This is a genomic window from Sulfitobacter alexandrii (assembly GCF_001886735.1).
GTDB classification, from domain to species: Bacteria; Pseudomonadota; Alphaproteobacteria; order Rhodobacterales; family Rhodobacteraceae; genus Sulfitobacter; species Sulfitobacter alexandrii.
On record NZ_CP018076.1, the window covers coordinates 3,653,111 to 3,667,589 of the forward strand.

The window sequence follows — 14,479 nt, forward strand, 5'->3', positions numbered from 1 at the left end:
CCCAAATACCGCTTACAGCTTGCGCAGATACCCGTTCGGGTTCGTGGTGGCGTTGGTGCCGAACATGTCGCAATAGCTCGTGTCGATCTCGTAGACACCGGGATTGTTGTCCAGATACTCTTCCAACGCACGGCTGGGACCGCCATCGAATTTGTCGCCTAGGTCCAGCTCGGCCAGGATGGCATCTTCCATGATCAGATATTCGCCCTTCTGGAGGTGCTGTTCAAAGAATTTGAGAACACCCATGCAGGCCGAATAGGTATGCGCACTGTCTTCGCAGATCAGCCAGGGGCGCGGCAGATCGAACAGGTTGTTGCGCTGCCACGTACCTTCCATATCCATCACGTTGCCCTGAACGAAACGGATGCCATCGAACCGGCTGTCGACCTCGGGGGGACTGCGGTCGATGGTGACCACCTGCATGTCCAGGTCGTACATCCTGGCGATGTCACGCATCAGCAGGGCGGAACCACCGTGCTTGGTTCCGATCTCGACGTAGGTGGCTGGTTTGACGGCATTGATCAGGTGCAGGAACAACGCGATGTCGAGAGGGGATTTGTTGCACATGACATCGCGGTAATGGTACTGCATGACGCCTTTGAAGAAGGCCCCCAATTGCGGGCGTGTGTAGGGCGTCTTGAAGGATCGGACCATCGAATAACCTCAATGCTCAGTGCAAAAAATAATTCCCCCCTGTCATAGGGGGGAATTCGGGAAAGGTGAAGTCGCCCGGACGGTTCCGGCTGGCAAACTTCCGCGCTGCTCAGAAAATGAAATCGCTCGCATCCAGATCGGCGATCTGAACACCGTTGAGCCGGATGGAGTTGCCCCCGCCGGTATTGATGACCACGGCGTTTCCGACCTGAGAGGCGGCGTTCAGAACCTGATTGAGATTGTTCATCGTTGACAGACCGCTGAAATCGATTCGCTCGTTCGCGCTGAACTCGTCGAAGTCGCCGATCGTGTCGTTCCCGTGGCCGTTCTGGAACACGAAGGTATCACCGTTGAAGAAGCCGAACATCAGGTCGTTCCCGGCACCGCCGTTGATGGTGTCGAACCCGCTGTCGGCATAGATCGTGTCATTCCCGGCACCGGACAGGATGAGGTCGTTGCCGGAACCGCCGAAGAACCGGTCGTCACCGTCGCCGCCATAGATCGTGTCGTTGCCCTGCTGGCCGAAGTGGCCGTCCGGCCCGTCGCCGCCGTTCAGCACATCGTCGCCGGTGCCGCCGAACAGACGGTCGAAACCGGCGCCGCCGATCAGGGTGTCGTTGCCAGCGTCGCCATAGAGGTTGTCGGCCTGGTTGCCGCCATCCAGAACGTCGTCGCCATCACCGCCCCGCAGCAGGTCGAAGCCGCCTTCGCCCCGCAGGGTGTCGTTACCGGCACCGCCATCCAGCAATTCCGTGGACGTACCGATATTGAGCCCGCCGAGAATGAGATCGTTGCCGGCACCGCCGAACATGTAGTCGTTCGTGTTGCCGCCCTGTATCGTATCATCGCCCTCTTCGCCGAAAAGCTGGTCGAAACCATCCGAGCCGATGATCAGGTCATTGCCCGCGCCGCCGTAAAGCGAATCCGCGCCGTTGCCGCCATCGATCGTGTCGTCGCCGGCACCGGCATGGATGGTGTCGAAACCGCCGAACCCGGCAAGCTGGTTGTTGAACTCGTTCCCGAAGATGAGATCCGCCGAAACGCCACCCACCGCATTCTCGATGATGACGCCAGCCGCGATCGTAAAGCCGCCTCGCGTACCATCGACGGCCGAGACGAACCCGCCGCCGCCTTCCTCGAGCTGGAGCGTGGCATCGCGCAGGTCGATGACCGCCGATCCCGCGCCGTTGTGCCGGATGGTGTCCACCCCGCCGGTATCCCAGATCGTGGACCAGAAGACGCCTGCGCCGGTTCCCGTGGGCAAAACGTAGTCGTTGTTGCCGTTGTTGTGGTTGGTGTTCGCGCCGTAGAGCCCTTGAAGCACCGCGATATCCAGCGCCATCGGGCCCGCCGCGTAGCCATAGGGCGTTCCGGTGCCATCGCCGGTTCCCGCTGCGGGGGCAGACCCGGGTGTCCCGGTATGATAGGCGGGGTTGTAGGACATCATGGTGAAGACGCCCTGGTTGATGTTGAAATCGCCAAAGTCGTTCCGGGCACTGCCGACACCCGGCATCACGGATGAATCTCCCCCTGTGTCATGCGGATGCGCAAGGCCGAGACCGTGCAGCAGTTCGTGCATGATCGTGAAATACCCGAAACCCCCTTCCGTCAGGTCGCCGCCTGCAAAGCGGTCCCAGAGGTTGCCCGCGAACTGACCGACACCGTCATTGCCCTCGCCGCCGTATCCCGGCGGGTTGAACCGGCCATAGACGCCATCGAGCTCGTTCGTGTCGAGGATGAGCTCCCAATCCGCACCATCACCGGAGTTTACGACGTTGAAGGTGAGGTTCGTGACGGCCTCCAGCGCCTCGAAGGCGCGCAGGAACTGCTGACGTTCGTAGGCATTGAACCCTTCGGAAGTGATTCCATCGGCGGTGTAGCCGGCTTCGCCGAAGTAGACGGTGATCACATTGTGATCGAAACGCGTATCCCAAGAAAGCGCATCCAGCAACGGGCTGGTGAAATCCGGAGAATCCTCCCAAGTGTCGTTGGGATTGAACTGAACTTCCTGCACCGTGAGCGTGTAGGTACCGGTTGCGGAGCCATAGGCTTCGGCGGAGATGTAGAACACGCCCCCTGTCTCGGATAGGTAGCTCATCAGGGAGTTGAGGCCCGGCCCGCCATCGTCGTCGGTCTGGAGGAGGTTGCCCTGAGCGTCGTAGAGGCGCAGCAACGGGTCACTCAAGGTGCCGCCGCCCAACGAAGACCCGTTCAGGGTGATCTGGATGCTTTGACCGGCGGTCAGGGTGATTCGGAACCAGTCGTTGTCGCCCGCTGTATCGATCGTGTTCACGATGCTCTGGCCGACGTTGATCGTACCGGCTGACCCGGGAGTTTCACCGATATCGGGGCCGATCGCCGGCGCAGTATCCGCAGGCAAACCATCCGAACCGCCGGGAAGCGCGCTGGAATCGTCTTTGTCGGCCATGCAGGAATCACAGCCGCAGAAAGACGCAGTCGGATCGTGCTCCGGGCTCTCGCCGGAACGGGCAAATACGATAGACATGGAAGGGTCCCCCAAAAGAGAAATTGACAAACTAATAATGCGCCCTAAGTTTTAATGCCTTTTCAGGAACCTGGCAATTGATCATCGACATACCTGCGGCTTTGACTGGGCGTCATGTCGAACCGTTCCCGAAAGGCTCGGGTCATTGCACTGGCATCGCGGTAGCCACATCTCAGGGCAACTTCGGCCAGGGGCAGGGTCGTCGTCTCGGCCAACCGGCGTGCGAGGTTCAGGCGCAGCACCCGGTAAAGCTGCTGAGGTGTCATATCGAAATCCTTCCGGATCGCCAGTTCCAACGTCCTTTGTGAACAGCGGATCGCGCCCGCCACCTTCGGCAGGGGAAGCGGCGCTTCGATATTGTCCTGCATCACGGCAACCGCGCGGCGGGACAGCCGGGTACGGGCGGTGACCGCGGGCACTGACGGGGTCGCACCGGGTGCCATGAACAATTGTTCCACCTCGAGCGCGAGCGCCGGTCCGTGGGCCTGCACGATCAAGTGGAGGATCAGGTCGAAGCTGGCCATCGCCCCCGAGCAGGAGATCCGGTTGCCATCGACGACATACCGCTCCCGCGCGACTGTCAGTTCGGGAAAGGCCTCGGCAAAGGCGGTCAGTTCTTCCCAATGGATCGTCGCGATCCGCCCGTTGAGAAGACCTGCAGCGGCCAGCAGCCAGCTGCCCATGTCCAGCCCGGCCAGCGTGGTGAACCGCACCGCGGCCGACCGCAGGCCGCGCAGCACCCTGTCCGTGACATAGGCCCTCACCCCGTAGGACGGCATCACCACCAGCAGTTCGCCGGACGCATCCTTGAGAGCCGCGTCAGGTACGATGCGCAGCCCGCTGGAACTCTGCGCCGGGGCGCCAGATACCGTCAGATACTCCCACCGATAGCTCGTGCGCCGACCAAGATCATTCGCGGCCCGCAACGGCTCCACCAGGTTGGCAAGGCAGTGGTTCGAAAAGCCGTCGAACAGCAACACGCCGATCCTGGTAATGTCCCGATCCGAATTTTTCCAACTCTGCATAGTTTGACCATAACTCCGCACATCACTCCGCTATAGGCACGATAGCGTTTCCGCAACAACGATTGCGCGAGGAAGCTACCGATGAATTTTGGATTGACCGACGAACAGGAGATGATCGTTTCCACCGTGCGAAGCTTTGTGGAAAAGGAAATCTACCCGCACGAGGCCGAAGTCGAACGGACGGGCCAAGTGCCGCACGAGCTGGGCGAAGAGATCAAGAAGAAGGTGATCGACCTCGGGTTCTACGCCTGCAATTTTCCCGAGGAGGTCGGCGGGGCCGGACTGGGTCACGTGGATTTTGCGCTGGTGGAACGAGAGCTCGGCCGGGGGTCGATGGCGCTGACGCACTTCTTCGGTCGGCCGCAGAATATCCTGATGGCCTGCGAGGGGGACCAGAAGGAACGCTATCTCCTGCCCGCCGTTCGCGGTGAAAGGATGGACGCCCTGGCGATGACCGAACCGGATGCGGGATCGGACGTCCGGGGCATGAAATGTTTCGCCAGGCGTGATGGCGGCGATTGGGTCGTGAACGGCACCAAGCATTTCATCTCGGGCGCTGACCACGCCGATTTCATCATCGTCTTCATCGCCACGGGCGAGGACGACACACCAAAAGGCCCCAAGAAACGCATCACCGCTTTCCTGGTGGACCGGGGCACGCCGGGCTTCACCATCCGCGAGGGCTACAAGTCCGTCAGCCACCGCGGCTACAAGAACATGGTGCTTGAGTTCGACGATTGCCGCCTGCCGGACAGCCAGGTGCTTGGCGAGGTCGATGGCGGCTTTGCCGTGATGAACGAATGGCTCTATGCGACACGGATCACCGTCGCGACGATGAGCGTGGGACGCGCCCGCCGCGTCTTCGACTATGCCCTGAACTACGCGGCAGAGCGCAAGCAGTTCGGCCAGCAGATCGGGAAATTTCAGGGCGTCAGCTTTCAGATCGCCGACATGATCACCGAGATCGACGCGGCCGACTGGTTGACCCTGGCGTCTGCCTGGCGGCTGGACCAGGGGCTGCCCGCGAACCGCGAGATCGCCTCGGCGAAAGTCTATGCCAGCGAAATGCTTGCCCGGGTCACGGATGCCACCCTTCAGATTTTCGGTGGCATGGGACTGATGGACGATTTTCCGATCGAGCGTTTCTGGCGCGACGCACGGGTCGAACGAATCTGGGACGGCACATCGGAAATCCAGCGCCACATCATCTCGCGCGAGCTTCTGAGGCCCCTGGGCGCATGAAAGCCGATCTCACACGGCTGCTTCAGCCCCGGTCCATCGCGGTTGTCGGCGGCGGTGCATGGTGCCGCGCGATCGTTGCGCAATGCCAGAAGATGGGTTTCGACGGCGCGATCTGGCCGGTGCATCCCAGCGCCGATACGATGGCCGGATTGCCGGTCTACCGCGACATCGCCTCCCTGCCGGCAGCGCCGGACGCGACGTTCATCGGGGTGAACCGGACCGCAACCGTGGATATCGCCGCCCAACTGTCCGCGCGGAACGCGGGCGGTGCGGTCTGTTTCGCGTCCGGGTTCATGGAAGCCCAGGCCGAAGATGCCGAAGGCATGGATCATCAGGCGGCACTGTTGCGCGCGGCAGGTGATATGCCGTTTCTCGGGCCGAATTGCTACGGCTTCATCAATCTGCTGGACGGCGCGCTATTGTGGCCGGACCAGCACGGCGGCAAGCGGACCGACCGGGGCGTGGCGATCATCACGCAAAGCTCCAACATCGCGATCAACCTGACCATGCAATCCCGCGCCCTGCCGCTGGCTTACGTGGTCACGGCGGGCAACCAGGCACAGTGCGGCATTTCCGATATCGGCATGGCGGTCTTGAAGGATCCGCGCGTGACCGCGCTGGGACTGCACATCGAAGGCATCGACGACCTGCGCAAGTTCGAGGCCCTCGCGGAATATGCGCGGCAGATGGGCAAGCAGATCGTGGCGATCAAGGTTGGCAAGTCCGTGCAGGCGCAACACGCGACCGTGTCGCATACGGCATCTCTTGCAGGGCAGGACGCGGGCGCCGGCGCGCTGCTGCGCCGGCTCGGCATCGCGCGCGTCGCGGACCTCCCGACCTTTCTCGAGACGCTGAAACTGTTGCACATGGCCGGTCCTCTGGACAGCAGGCGGATTGCAACGATCAGCTGTTCGGGGGGCGAGGCGAGCCTTGCCGCCGACACGGGCCTCGACGCCGGCCTTCAATTTCCGCCCCTTGGCGAAGAACAGAAGACCGCTCTGCGCGCGGCATTGGGTCCGCGTGTCGCGCTGGCCAATCCACTGGACTATCACACCTACATCTGGCGCGACGTTCCAGCCATGATGGCCACCTTCGCGGCGATGGCCGATCCGGGCAATGCGATCACACTGCTGATCGTCGACTTTCCGCGTAGCGATCGATGCGACCCATCAGATTGGGATTGCGTGATCGAGGCCGTGATCGGCGCGGCGGAGCGGACCGGCGCACGATACGGCATGGTCTCCACCCTGCCCGAACTGATGCCGGAAAGCGTTGCGGAAACGCTGATGGATCACGGTATCATTCCCTTTTGCGGACTGACCGAAGCACTCAACGCCTGCGCTCACGCGGCACGTACCAGCCCTGTGGCGGCGGACCCGGTGCATATCGCGCCTCCTGCCCGGGTCCCCGCGCTGATTGCGGAGGGTGATGCAAAGCGACTTCTGGCCGAACATGGCCTCCGCGTTCCCGTGGCGCAGCGCTGCCAAGGCACCGAGGCCGCGGTTCAGGCCGCCACGCGGATCGGGTATCCCGTCGTGCTCAAGGGTGAAGGCATCGCTCACAAGACCGAAGCCGGGGCGGTACGGCTCGACCTCGGCTCGGCTGAAGCCGTTGCAGCCGCCGCCGAGGCGATGTCCGTCGACAGCTTTCTGGTCGAGGAGATGGTCAACGGCACGCTGGCCGAACTTCTGGTCGGCGTCGTTCATGACCCGGCACATGGCTTCATCCTGACGATCGGGGCCGGCGGCACGGCGGCGGAGGTGCTGGACGACACGGTGTCCCTGCTGATACCCGCGGCACAAGAAGCGGTCGCGCAGGCCATCGGGTCATTGCGGATCGCGCCCCTCCTGCGTGGGTATCGCGGCAAGCCGGCGGTTGCCATGGACAGGATCCTTGACGCGGTCATGGCCGTACAGGCCTTCGTGATGGCGCAGGAGGGTGGCTTGCAGGAGGTCGAGATCAATCCCCTGCTCTGCACGATGGACGATGCAATCGCCGCCGATGCGCTGCTGCGGCTGGACCAGACAAAGGACTGAACATGCCAGAAAATCCGATCAAGACCCACCGCGACGGTGCCGTTCTCGAAGTGACGCTCGACCGGCCCAAGGCAAATGCCATCGACTTGCAGACCTCCCGCGTGATGGGAGAGGTCTTTGCCGAGTTCCGCGACGACCCGGCCCTTCGGGTGGCCATCATCACCGGCGGCGGAGACAAGTTCTTTTGTCCGGGGTGGGATCTCAAGGCCGCCTCGGAAGGCGACGCGGTCGACGGGGATTATGGCGTCGGCGGGTTCGGAGGGCTTCAGGAACTGAGGGATCTGAACAAGCCGGTCATCGCCGCGGTCAACGGGATCGCCTGTGGTGGCGGTCTTGAACTGGCGCTGAGCGCGGACATGATCCTCGCCGCGGAACACGCAACATTCGCATTGCCGGAAATCCGTTCAGGCACGGTGGCAGATGCGGCATCCGTCAAGCTGCCCAAGCGCATCCCCTATCACGTCGCGATGGAACTGCTGCTCACGGGCCGTTGGTTCGACGCGACGGAGGCCAAGGGATGGGGGCTCGTGAACGAGATTCTGCCCGCGGATCAGTTGATGGACCGCGCGCGGGAACTGGCCCGTCTGCTGGCTTCGGGGCCGCCGCTGGTCTACGCCGCGATCAAGGAAATCGTTCGAGACGCTGAAGACGCCAAGTTCCAGGACACGATGAACCGGATCACCCGGCGGCAGCTGCGCACCGTAGATGTGCTGTATTCGTCGGAAGACCAGCTCGAAGGGGCCCGCGCTTTCGCCGAGAAACGCGATCCGGTCTGGAAAGGGAAATGAAGGTCCGGGGGCACCGCGGCGCGGCGCCCCCGTTTCCTGTCAGCTGAACAGGAAGTCGCTGGCATCCAGGTCGGAGATGTTGACCCCCAGCAGCAGGATCGAGTTGCCGTTGCCGGTGTCGATCACCGTGCTTCCGCCGACTGTCGAGGCTGCGGCAAGCGCTTCGCCGATAGTGTTGATGGAGGACAGGCCCGAGAAATCCAGAACCTCGTTCCCGCTGAAGGCGTCGAACCCGACAACGGTGTCGTTGCCGTGCATGTCCGCAAAGACAAAGGTGTCGCCGTTGAAGTCGCCGCGCAGGATGTCGTCACCCGCGCCGCCGTCCAGCGTATCGAAACCCGCGTTTCCGTAAAGCGAGTCGTTCCCCTCGCCGCCCATCATCAGGTCGTTGCCGGAACCGCCCAGCAGACGGTCGTTACCTTCGCCGCCCATCATAGTGTCGTTACCGCTTTCACCCAGCAGGGCATCGCCAGTCGTGCCGCCGTCAAGGGAGTCGTCGCCCTCGCCACCGAACAGGCGATCGAAGCCGTTGCCACCCAGCAGAGTATCGTTCCCGGCATCGCCATAGAGGTTGTCCGCCTGGTTGCCGCCGTCGAGCAGGTCGTCGCCGTCACCACCATTCAGCACGTCGAAGCCGCCGTCGCCGAAGATGGTATCGTTCCCGGCGTCGCCGTTCAGGCCATCGACCGAGCCGCCGAAGTTCAGGCCGCCCCGGATCAGGTCGTCGCCGTCACCGCCAAAGACACGGTCGGCGCTGTCGCCGGACAGCAGCGTGTCGTTGCCCGCATCGCCGTACAGGTAGTCGAAACCGCTTTCACCGAGAATCCGGTCGTTGCCGTTGCCGCCCATCAGGCTGTCAGCGCCGAAGCCGCCATTGATGAAGTCGTCACCGTCACCGCCCATGATCGTGTCAAAGCCGCCGTCGCCGATCAGCGCGTCACCGTCGGCGCCGCCGTCGATCACGTCATTGCCGACACCGCCACGGATCACGTCGCGGCCGCCTTCGCCGAGCAGCGTGTCGTTGCCGTTTTCGCCGGCGATCGTGTCATTCCCATCGTGCCCTTCGACACGGTCGTTGCCGGACGAACCGACGACGAGGTCGTTGTTCCGGCTGCCGCGCACGGATTCGATGTTCGACAGCGATGCGTTGAACGCCGTGCCATCGACGGTGCCCGTGGTGACACCCGTTTCCATGTTGACGCGCAGGCCGGACACCTGAAGGTTGCCATCGTCAAAACGGACGCGGTCGAAACCGTCGCCGCCGTTGATCGAGTCATTGCCGCCCACCAGTACGAAACTGTCGTTGTCGCTGCTGCCGACCATGATGTCAGCCAGCAGGGTGCCGCGCAGTTCGTTCACACGCCCCGGGCCCGCAATCGTTTCGACGTTGCCGAAGCCATCGTTCAGGATCGTGCCGGTGGCGAGGTTCACGTTCACACCGCTGGTGTTCGGATCGCCGCGCACGAAGAAGTCGAGCCGCACGAAACCGCCCGTGCCGATGACGTAGTTGTCCGCACCACGGTAGCCGTTCAGCACGAGGAAGCCGTCATCGGCGCCCGAGACGTTGAACGTGTCGCTATGCCGGCTGCCGAAAATCAGCAGGCCTTCGTTCTGCATCGCATTGGCCGCGCCGATCACGGTCGTCGTGCCGCCAGACGCCTTGGTGATCGAAGCGGTATTGGCGTTGCCGTTGATGTTCACCGTGATGCCGGCATCAAGGTCGTAGTGTTCGATGCTGACGAAACCCACGTCCGCGTTGCTCAGGTTGACGATGTCATTTCCAGTACCTGCCAGAATTTGATCGAAGCCGCCGTTGTTCGAGCCCGCCGAAATGGAATCGTTGCCGTTGCCACCGATCAGCGTGTCGTTGCCGTTGCCGCCGGTCAGCGTGTCGTCACCGCCGCGACCGTCCAGTTCGACACCGCCGTCGGCGCCCACGATGTTATCCGCGTTGTTCGATCCGCGGATGCGCTCGATTCCCGAAAACGACGTGTTGAGGGAGGCGCCGTTGGCGAAGCCGGTGGCGATGCCGTTCTGCATGTCGACGAAAAGGTTCGTGACGTTCGCACCGCTGTCAAAGCGCAGACGGTCGATCCCGCCGCCGCCGTCGATGCTGTCATTCCCGGCCAGACCGATGAAGCTTTCGTTGTTGTCGCTCCCGATCATCGTATCGCTGAATTGCGTGCCGCGGACTTCCCAGACGGAGCCGGTGCCGGAGATCGATTCCTGGTTGCCGAAGCCGTCGTTGCCAACGACGCCGGTCGCAAGGTTGACGATCACCCCGCTGCGCACCTCGTTGGAGCGGAAGTCGAGCCGCACGTCGCCGGTGCTGGCATTGATGACGTAGTTGTCCACGCCATCCAGTCCGCGCAGGGCCATCCACCCCCCGTTGGCGACGGTCACATTGAAAGTGTCCGCAAAATTCGTTCCCGTGATCTGGAAACCGTCAGCGCGCATTGCACCGGCCACATCCAGGATGGAGGTGGTGCCGTTCACACCCTTGTTGATGGTCGAGAAGTTGGTGTTGCCGTTGATGTTCGCCGTGATGCCCGCATTGAGATCACGGTGATCGAGTTCGACATAGCCCTGCTGAACCTCGACGAGGTTCACCGTGTCGTTGCCCGCGCCGGTCATGATATAGTCGAAATCGGTGTTGTCGCCGGGATTGATGGAGTCGTTTCCGGCCCCACCCACAAGCTCGTCGCTGCCGTCCCCGCCGACGATGGTGTCATTGCCGCTGCCGCCGACGATGGTGTCGTTGAAATCCGACCCGACTGCCGTGACAGGGACGGTCACCCCGTCGATGTAGGCGTCGATGCCTTCGACGGAGTTGCTGCCGTCGAGGTTGATGGGCTGCAGGTTGAGAAGGTTGTTGAACGGAACCTCGTTGTCGTTCGTCAGCAATTCGTCCATGGCGCTGATGAAGGTCGCAAGGCCCCATGCCGCGTTGCTGAACGATGCGACGACGTTGCCGTTCTGATCCCTGATCTCGAGGCTGTTGACGATACCCGTCAAGGTGACTTCGGGGTTGGAGAATCCGCTGCCCGTGATCGTCGTCGTCCACCCTGTCAGCGGGTTGCGGACGTTGATTTCGGTCGAAGACCAACTTTGCAGATCGACGTCGAACTCATTGTCGATCGGATCGTAGAAAGCCTGTTCGAAGAGATCGGCGGTTGAGCGGAAAAACTGGACGTTCAGCATGAAAAGTCACCCTCTGAAAAGATACATAACTTTCGTAGGGTTTCCGCTCGCACATTTCTAGGAAAAATTGCCTTCGTTTTCAGCGTTTTCCGTTTTTCTACCTTTGGTTGAAGCAGTATTCGGAGGATTTCGGGCGCCGTTGTCTGACGGAACGGCATCGGACAAGGTCGGACCGGCAGGCGCTAGCGGCCTCACCCCTCGGATCGATCAGGGCGTCGCCTGTGCGTCGGCCTTCCTGCTGCCATCTTCGTCAAGCAACTCCGCGTCCTCGATATCGCTGCGGGTGGCGACCTTTCCGCCACCATCCGCGCCCGTATCGTCCTGCGGCGCGCCGACGATGAGCGGCAGCATCTGGACACCGCCCGGCATCGCGACCTCGGACATCGGCGGTGTTTTCCAGGCAAGCGTGTCGAAGCTCTTGCAGTTCTCGCAGATCGGTTTCCAGTTGGCGTGGATATGCTGGCAGTTCTCGCAAATCCACTGCGGGCCCCGAGAAACGGTCAGGGCGCGGGCCAGCCAGCCCTTTACCACCGTGTCCGATGCCCCCTCTCCGCGTTCGATGGCAGCCATCAACGTGACGGAACGCGCGGTCGGATCTTCCTCTGCCAGCTTGCCCAGGGCGCGGCGGGCGGCGGGAAAGTCCTCGTTCGCGATGTGCAGTTCGGTCAGCAGCATCCTTGTTTCGGGGTGGTCGGGCTGCGACCGGGTCAGGGCACCGAACCGCTTGATCCGGGCCGCGGGTTTCTCGTCCGGCTCGATGGCAGCAAAGGCCGCGGCGAGGTCGGGATGCGGATGAACGCTCCATGCCTTGGTAAGAACCCGCGAGGCATAGCGGGGCTTCTTCTGGTCGCTGTACCCCTGCGCGGCCATGACTGCCGCCGGAATCAGATCGGGCGACAGGCGATTGGCCTCGATGGCCTCCTCGCGCGCTTCGATGTCGTTGCCCTCGGCAAAGACTTCGCGCGCTTCGGACAAGGCCAGCACTGCATCGCGGCGCTTGTGCACGTCGCGGGGCAACTGACCGTTCTTCAACTTGGTGCTCAGCGTCTTGCGGGCACCGGCCCAGTCCTCCTTCTCGGCCTGCAGACGCAAAAGCACATCGCCGGTTTCCTCGTGCTTGGGCTTCAGGGCAAAGGCCTTCTCCGCGAGTTGCAGCGCCGTTTCCGTGTCGCCCTCTGCCAGCTTCTGCTTCATGATTCCGCGAACGCCGACGAACCGGGTCTTCTCGTCCGCGACAAGCTTTCTGTAGGTTTCCTCGGCCTTTCGCCGGTCACCGGCCAGCTCGGCAGCCTGCGCGGTCAGCAGGTTGGTCAGGGCGGGGCGGTTCAGGTACTTGTCCGCCTTGGCGGCCTTGGCCATGGCAACCCTACCCTCGCCGCTGGCCAGCGCCATCAGCCCATCCGACAGCGCCTCATAGCCCTTGCGTTCGCGATTCCGGTCAAAGTAACGGCTCAGCGCTGTCTCGTCCCCGTTCAGGAAATGCCAGGTCGCGACCAGCAGCGACATGAGCTTGAGCAACAGCCAGACAGCCAGGATCAGCAGGATCACGGCGACGACCGACTGGAACGGGCCGAAGCTGTACTCGGTTCCCATCAGCGTCACCTGGACGCCTCCCTGGCTTTCCAGCAGGTATCCGGCACCCCAGGCAAGCGCCCCGACAACGGCGACGAAAACGACAATCTTAATCAACGACCACAGCATAATCGGGGTATCCTCAGTTTGCCGTCAGGCTTTGCGACAGGTCTTCCACTCCGGCTTCCGCGCCGGCGCGTGCGCGCGCATCGGCGATCCAGTCGGACATGGCAGACTGGGCCTCGTCGGGCAAAGAGTCAATTTCGCCCAGCGCGTCGGACACCCGACCGTCACGCAGGGCCGCCTCGGCACGTGACAGGATGGCGTCGGGATCAGAGCCTTCGCGCGGCTGCACCGACCGCGCGCCAAGCTGGCGGCGCAGGAACGCGGTCACCCCGCCGTTTTCCTCGCCGCTCTGGCCGCTGGCGCGCGCCGCCGCGAGCGCATCGCGCGCTGCATCCGGAAAACGGTTCTGCAGGCTGCTCAGGGTCGCGACACCTTCGGCGGCCCCCTCGACGAGCGGTTCGGGCAGATCGCTGACCCCCGCATCCCTGAGGTCGCTCACGACACCTTCATAGGCCGATCCGGTGCTGATCGCTGCCGTCATCTTGCTGACGCCGGCCTGGATCGCCGCGGCACGGGCGGCTGCGGCGGTGGCGTCCTCTATGCTCTGCGCATTCGCGAGCAATCTTTCGATCTCGGATTGTTGCCGCTCGAGCGCCGCGCGCATCTCTTCCAGATCGTCGGCGGACTCAGATCCGTCGCCGGAAGCGGCTGCCGGACGGTCTTCCAGCGCCGCGATACGCGTCTCGAACGATTGAACGGTCTCGGACAGTTGCGCAAGCTGCTGTTCGACGCCGCTCAGATCCGGTTCCGGCGGGGCGGCTTCCTGCAGGGCCGCGATGTCCTGCGCCTGGCTGTCCAGCCGAGCCTGCATATCCCCGGTTTCGGTCCGCAGGTTCATAAAGTTGGCCTCGGCCGCGGCAAAGCCCAGCGCGGCTGCGACGGCGCCGCCAAGAAGAAACGGCCAGAAGATGCTGCCGGTTCGCCGGGTCGCCGGAGGCGGACTACTGACCGGCTCCGGGGATTTCGGCGGCGGCGTGGCTTCGGTGGTCTTGGCGATCACCTTCCGGGTGGGCTGAAAGGCGGACTTCGGATCGCGCGTGATCGGATCCGCTTGTTCCGTTTCCGGTTTCCGGGTTTCCGCGGGCTTGGAAGCCGCGACGTTGGTTGCCGTCCCGACCGTGCTGCTGGCCCCGGCGCTGACCGTCTGGGCAGGTGCATCGGCCTTGGTCCCCGTCGATTTGGCCGATCCCTTTGCGGCAGCCGCGGTGGCGCTGGACGGGGACGCCTGCTTTGTCGTGTCGGTCGTCCCGGTATCGGTCGCGGCGGAGGCTTTGGTGGCTTGTTCCTTGGCCGGGCTGGGCGTGGGCACCGCGTTATCCACAGACTGCT

General features: G+C 63.1%; 9 protein-coding genes. 3 read left to right on the forward strand and 6 right to left on the reverse strand.

Going from position 1 to position 14,479, the window contains the following annotated elements; genetic code table 11:
• Positions 1 to 12: 12 nt before the first annotated feature.
• From BOO69_RS17860 to BOO69_RS17870, 3 genes are all read right to left on the reverse strand, one after another.
• The gene (locus BOO69_RS17860) at positions 13 to 654 is read right to left on the reverse strand and encodes a CmcI family methyltransferase (RefSeq protein ID WP_071973399.1); all 642 of its coding nucleotides are present in this window, start codon (positions 652 to 654) and stop codon (positions 13 to 15) included.
• 109 nt (positions 655 to 763) lie between these two features.
• Positions 764 to 3,082: a pre-peptidase C-terminal domain-containing protein gene (locus BOO69_RS17865; protein ID WP_071973400.1), complete on the reverse strand. Its 2,319-nt coding sequence runs from the start codon at positions 3,080 to 3,082 to the stop codon at positions 764 to 766.
• 140 nt (positions 3,083 to 3,222) lie between these two features.
• A complete protein-coding gene (locus tag BOO69_RS17870) occupies positions 3,223 to 4,185 on the reverse strand; it encodes a GlxA family transcriptional regulator (protein WP_071973401.1) in 963 nt (320 codons plus the stop codon).
• A gap of 81 nt (positions 4,186 to 4,266) precedes the next feature.
• Here BOO69_RS17870 and BOO69_RS17875 point away from each other — a divergent pair, with 81 nt between their 5' ends.
• The 3 genes from BOO69_RS17875 to BOO69_RS17885 are packed head-to-tail and all read left to right on the forward strand — an operon-like array spanning position 4,267 to position 8,251.
• A complete protein-coding gene (locus BOO69_RS17875; protein ID WP_071973402.1) occupies positions 4,267 to 5,427 on the forward strand; it encodes an acyl-CoA dehydrogenase family protein in 1,161 nt (386 codons plus the stop codon).
• On the forward strand, positions 5,424 to 7,463 hold the full coding sequence (locus BOO69_RS17880) for an acetate--CoA ligase family protein (RefSeq protein WP_071973403.1): 2,040 nt from the start codon (positions 5,424 to 5,426) through the stop codon (positions 7,461 to 7,463). Before BOO69_RS17875 ends, BOO69_RS17880 begins: the two co-directional genes overlap by 4 nt.
• 2 nt (positions 7,464 to 7,465) lie before the next feature.
• Positions 7,466 to 8,251, forward strand: a complete 786-nt coding sequence (locus tag BOO69_RS17885) for a carnitinyl-CoA dehydratase (protein ID WP_071973404.1) — start codon at positions 7,466 to 7,468, stop codon at positions 8,249 to 8,251.
• A gap of 39 nt (positions 8,252 to 8,290) precedes the next feature.
• Here BOO69_RS17885 and BOO69_RS17890 read toward each other — a convergent pair whose 3' ends face one another.
• The 3 genes from BOO69_RS17890 to BOO69_RS22880 form a co-directional block, all read right to left on the reverse strand.
• On the reverse strand, positions 8,291 to 11,452 hold the full coding sequence (locus tag BOO69_RS17890) for a calcium-binding protein (protein WP_071973405.1): 3,162 nt from the start codon (positions 11,450 to 11,452) through the stop codon (positions 8,291 to 8,293).
• A gap of 207 nt (positions 11,453 to 11,659) precedes the next feature.
• Positions 11,660 to 13,153, reverse strand: a complete 1,494-nt coding sequence (locus BOO69_RS17895) for a heme biosynthesis protein HemY (protein WP_071973406.1) — start codon at positions 13,151 to 13,153, stop codon at positions 11,660 to 11,662.
• A 13-nt stretch (positions 13,154 to 13,166) separates the two neighbouring features.
• A complete protein-coding gene (locus tag BOO69_RS22880; RefSeq protein ID WP_156874964.1) occupies positions 13,167 to 14,471 on the reverse strand; it encodes a COG4223 family protein in 1,305 nt (434 codons plus the stop codon).
• Positions 14,472 to 14,479: the final 8 nt, after the last annotated feature.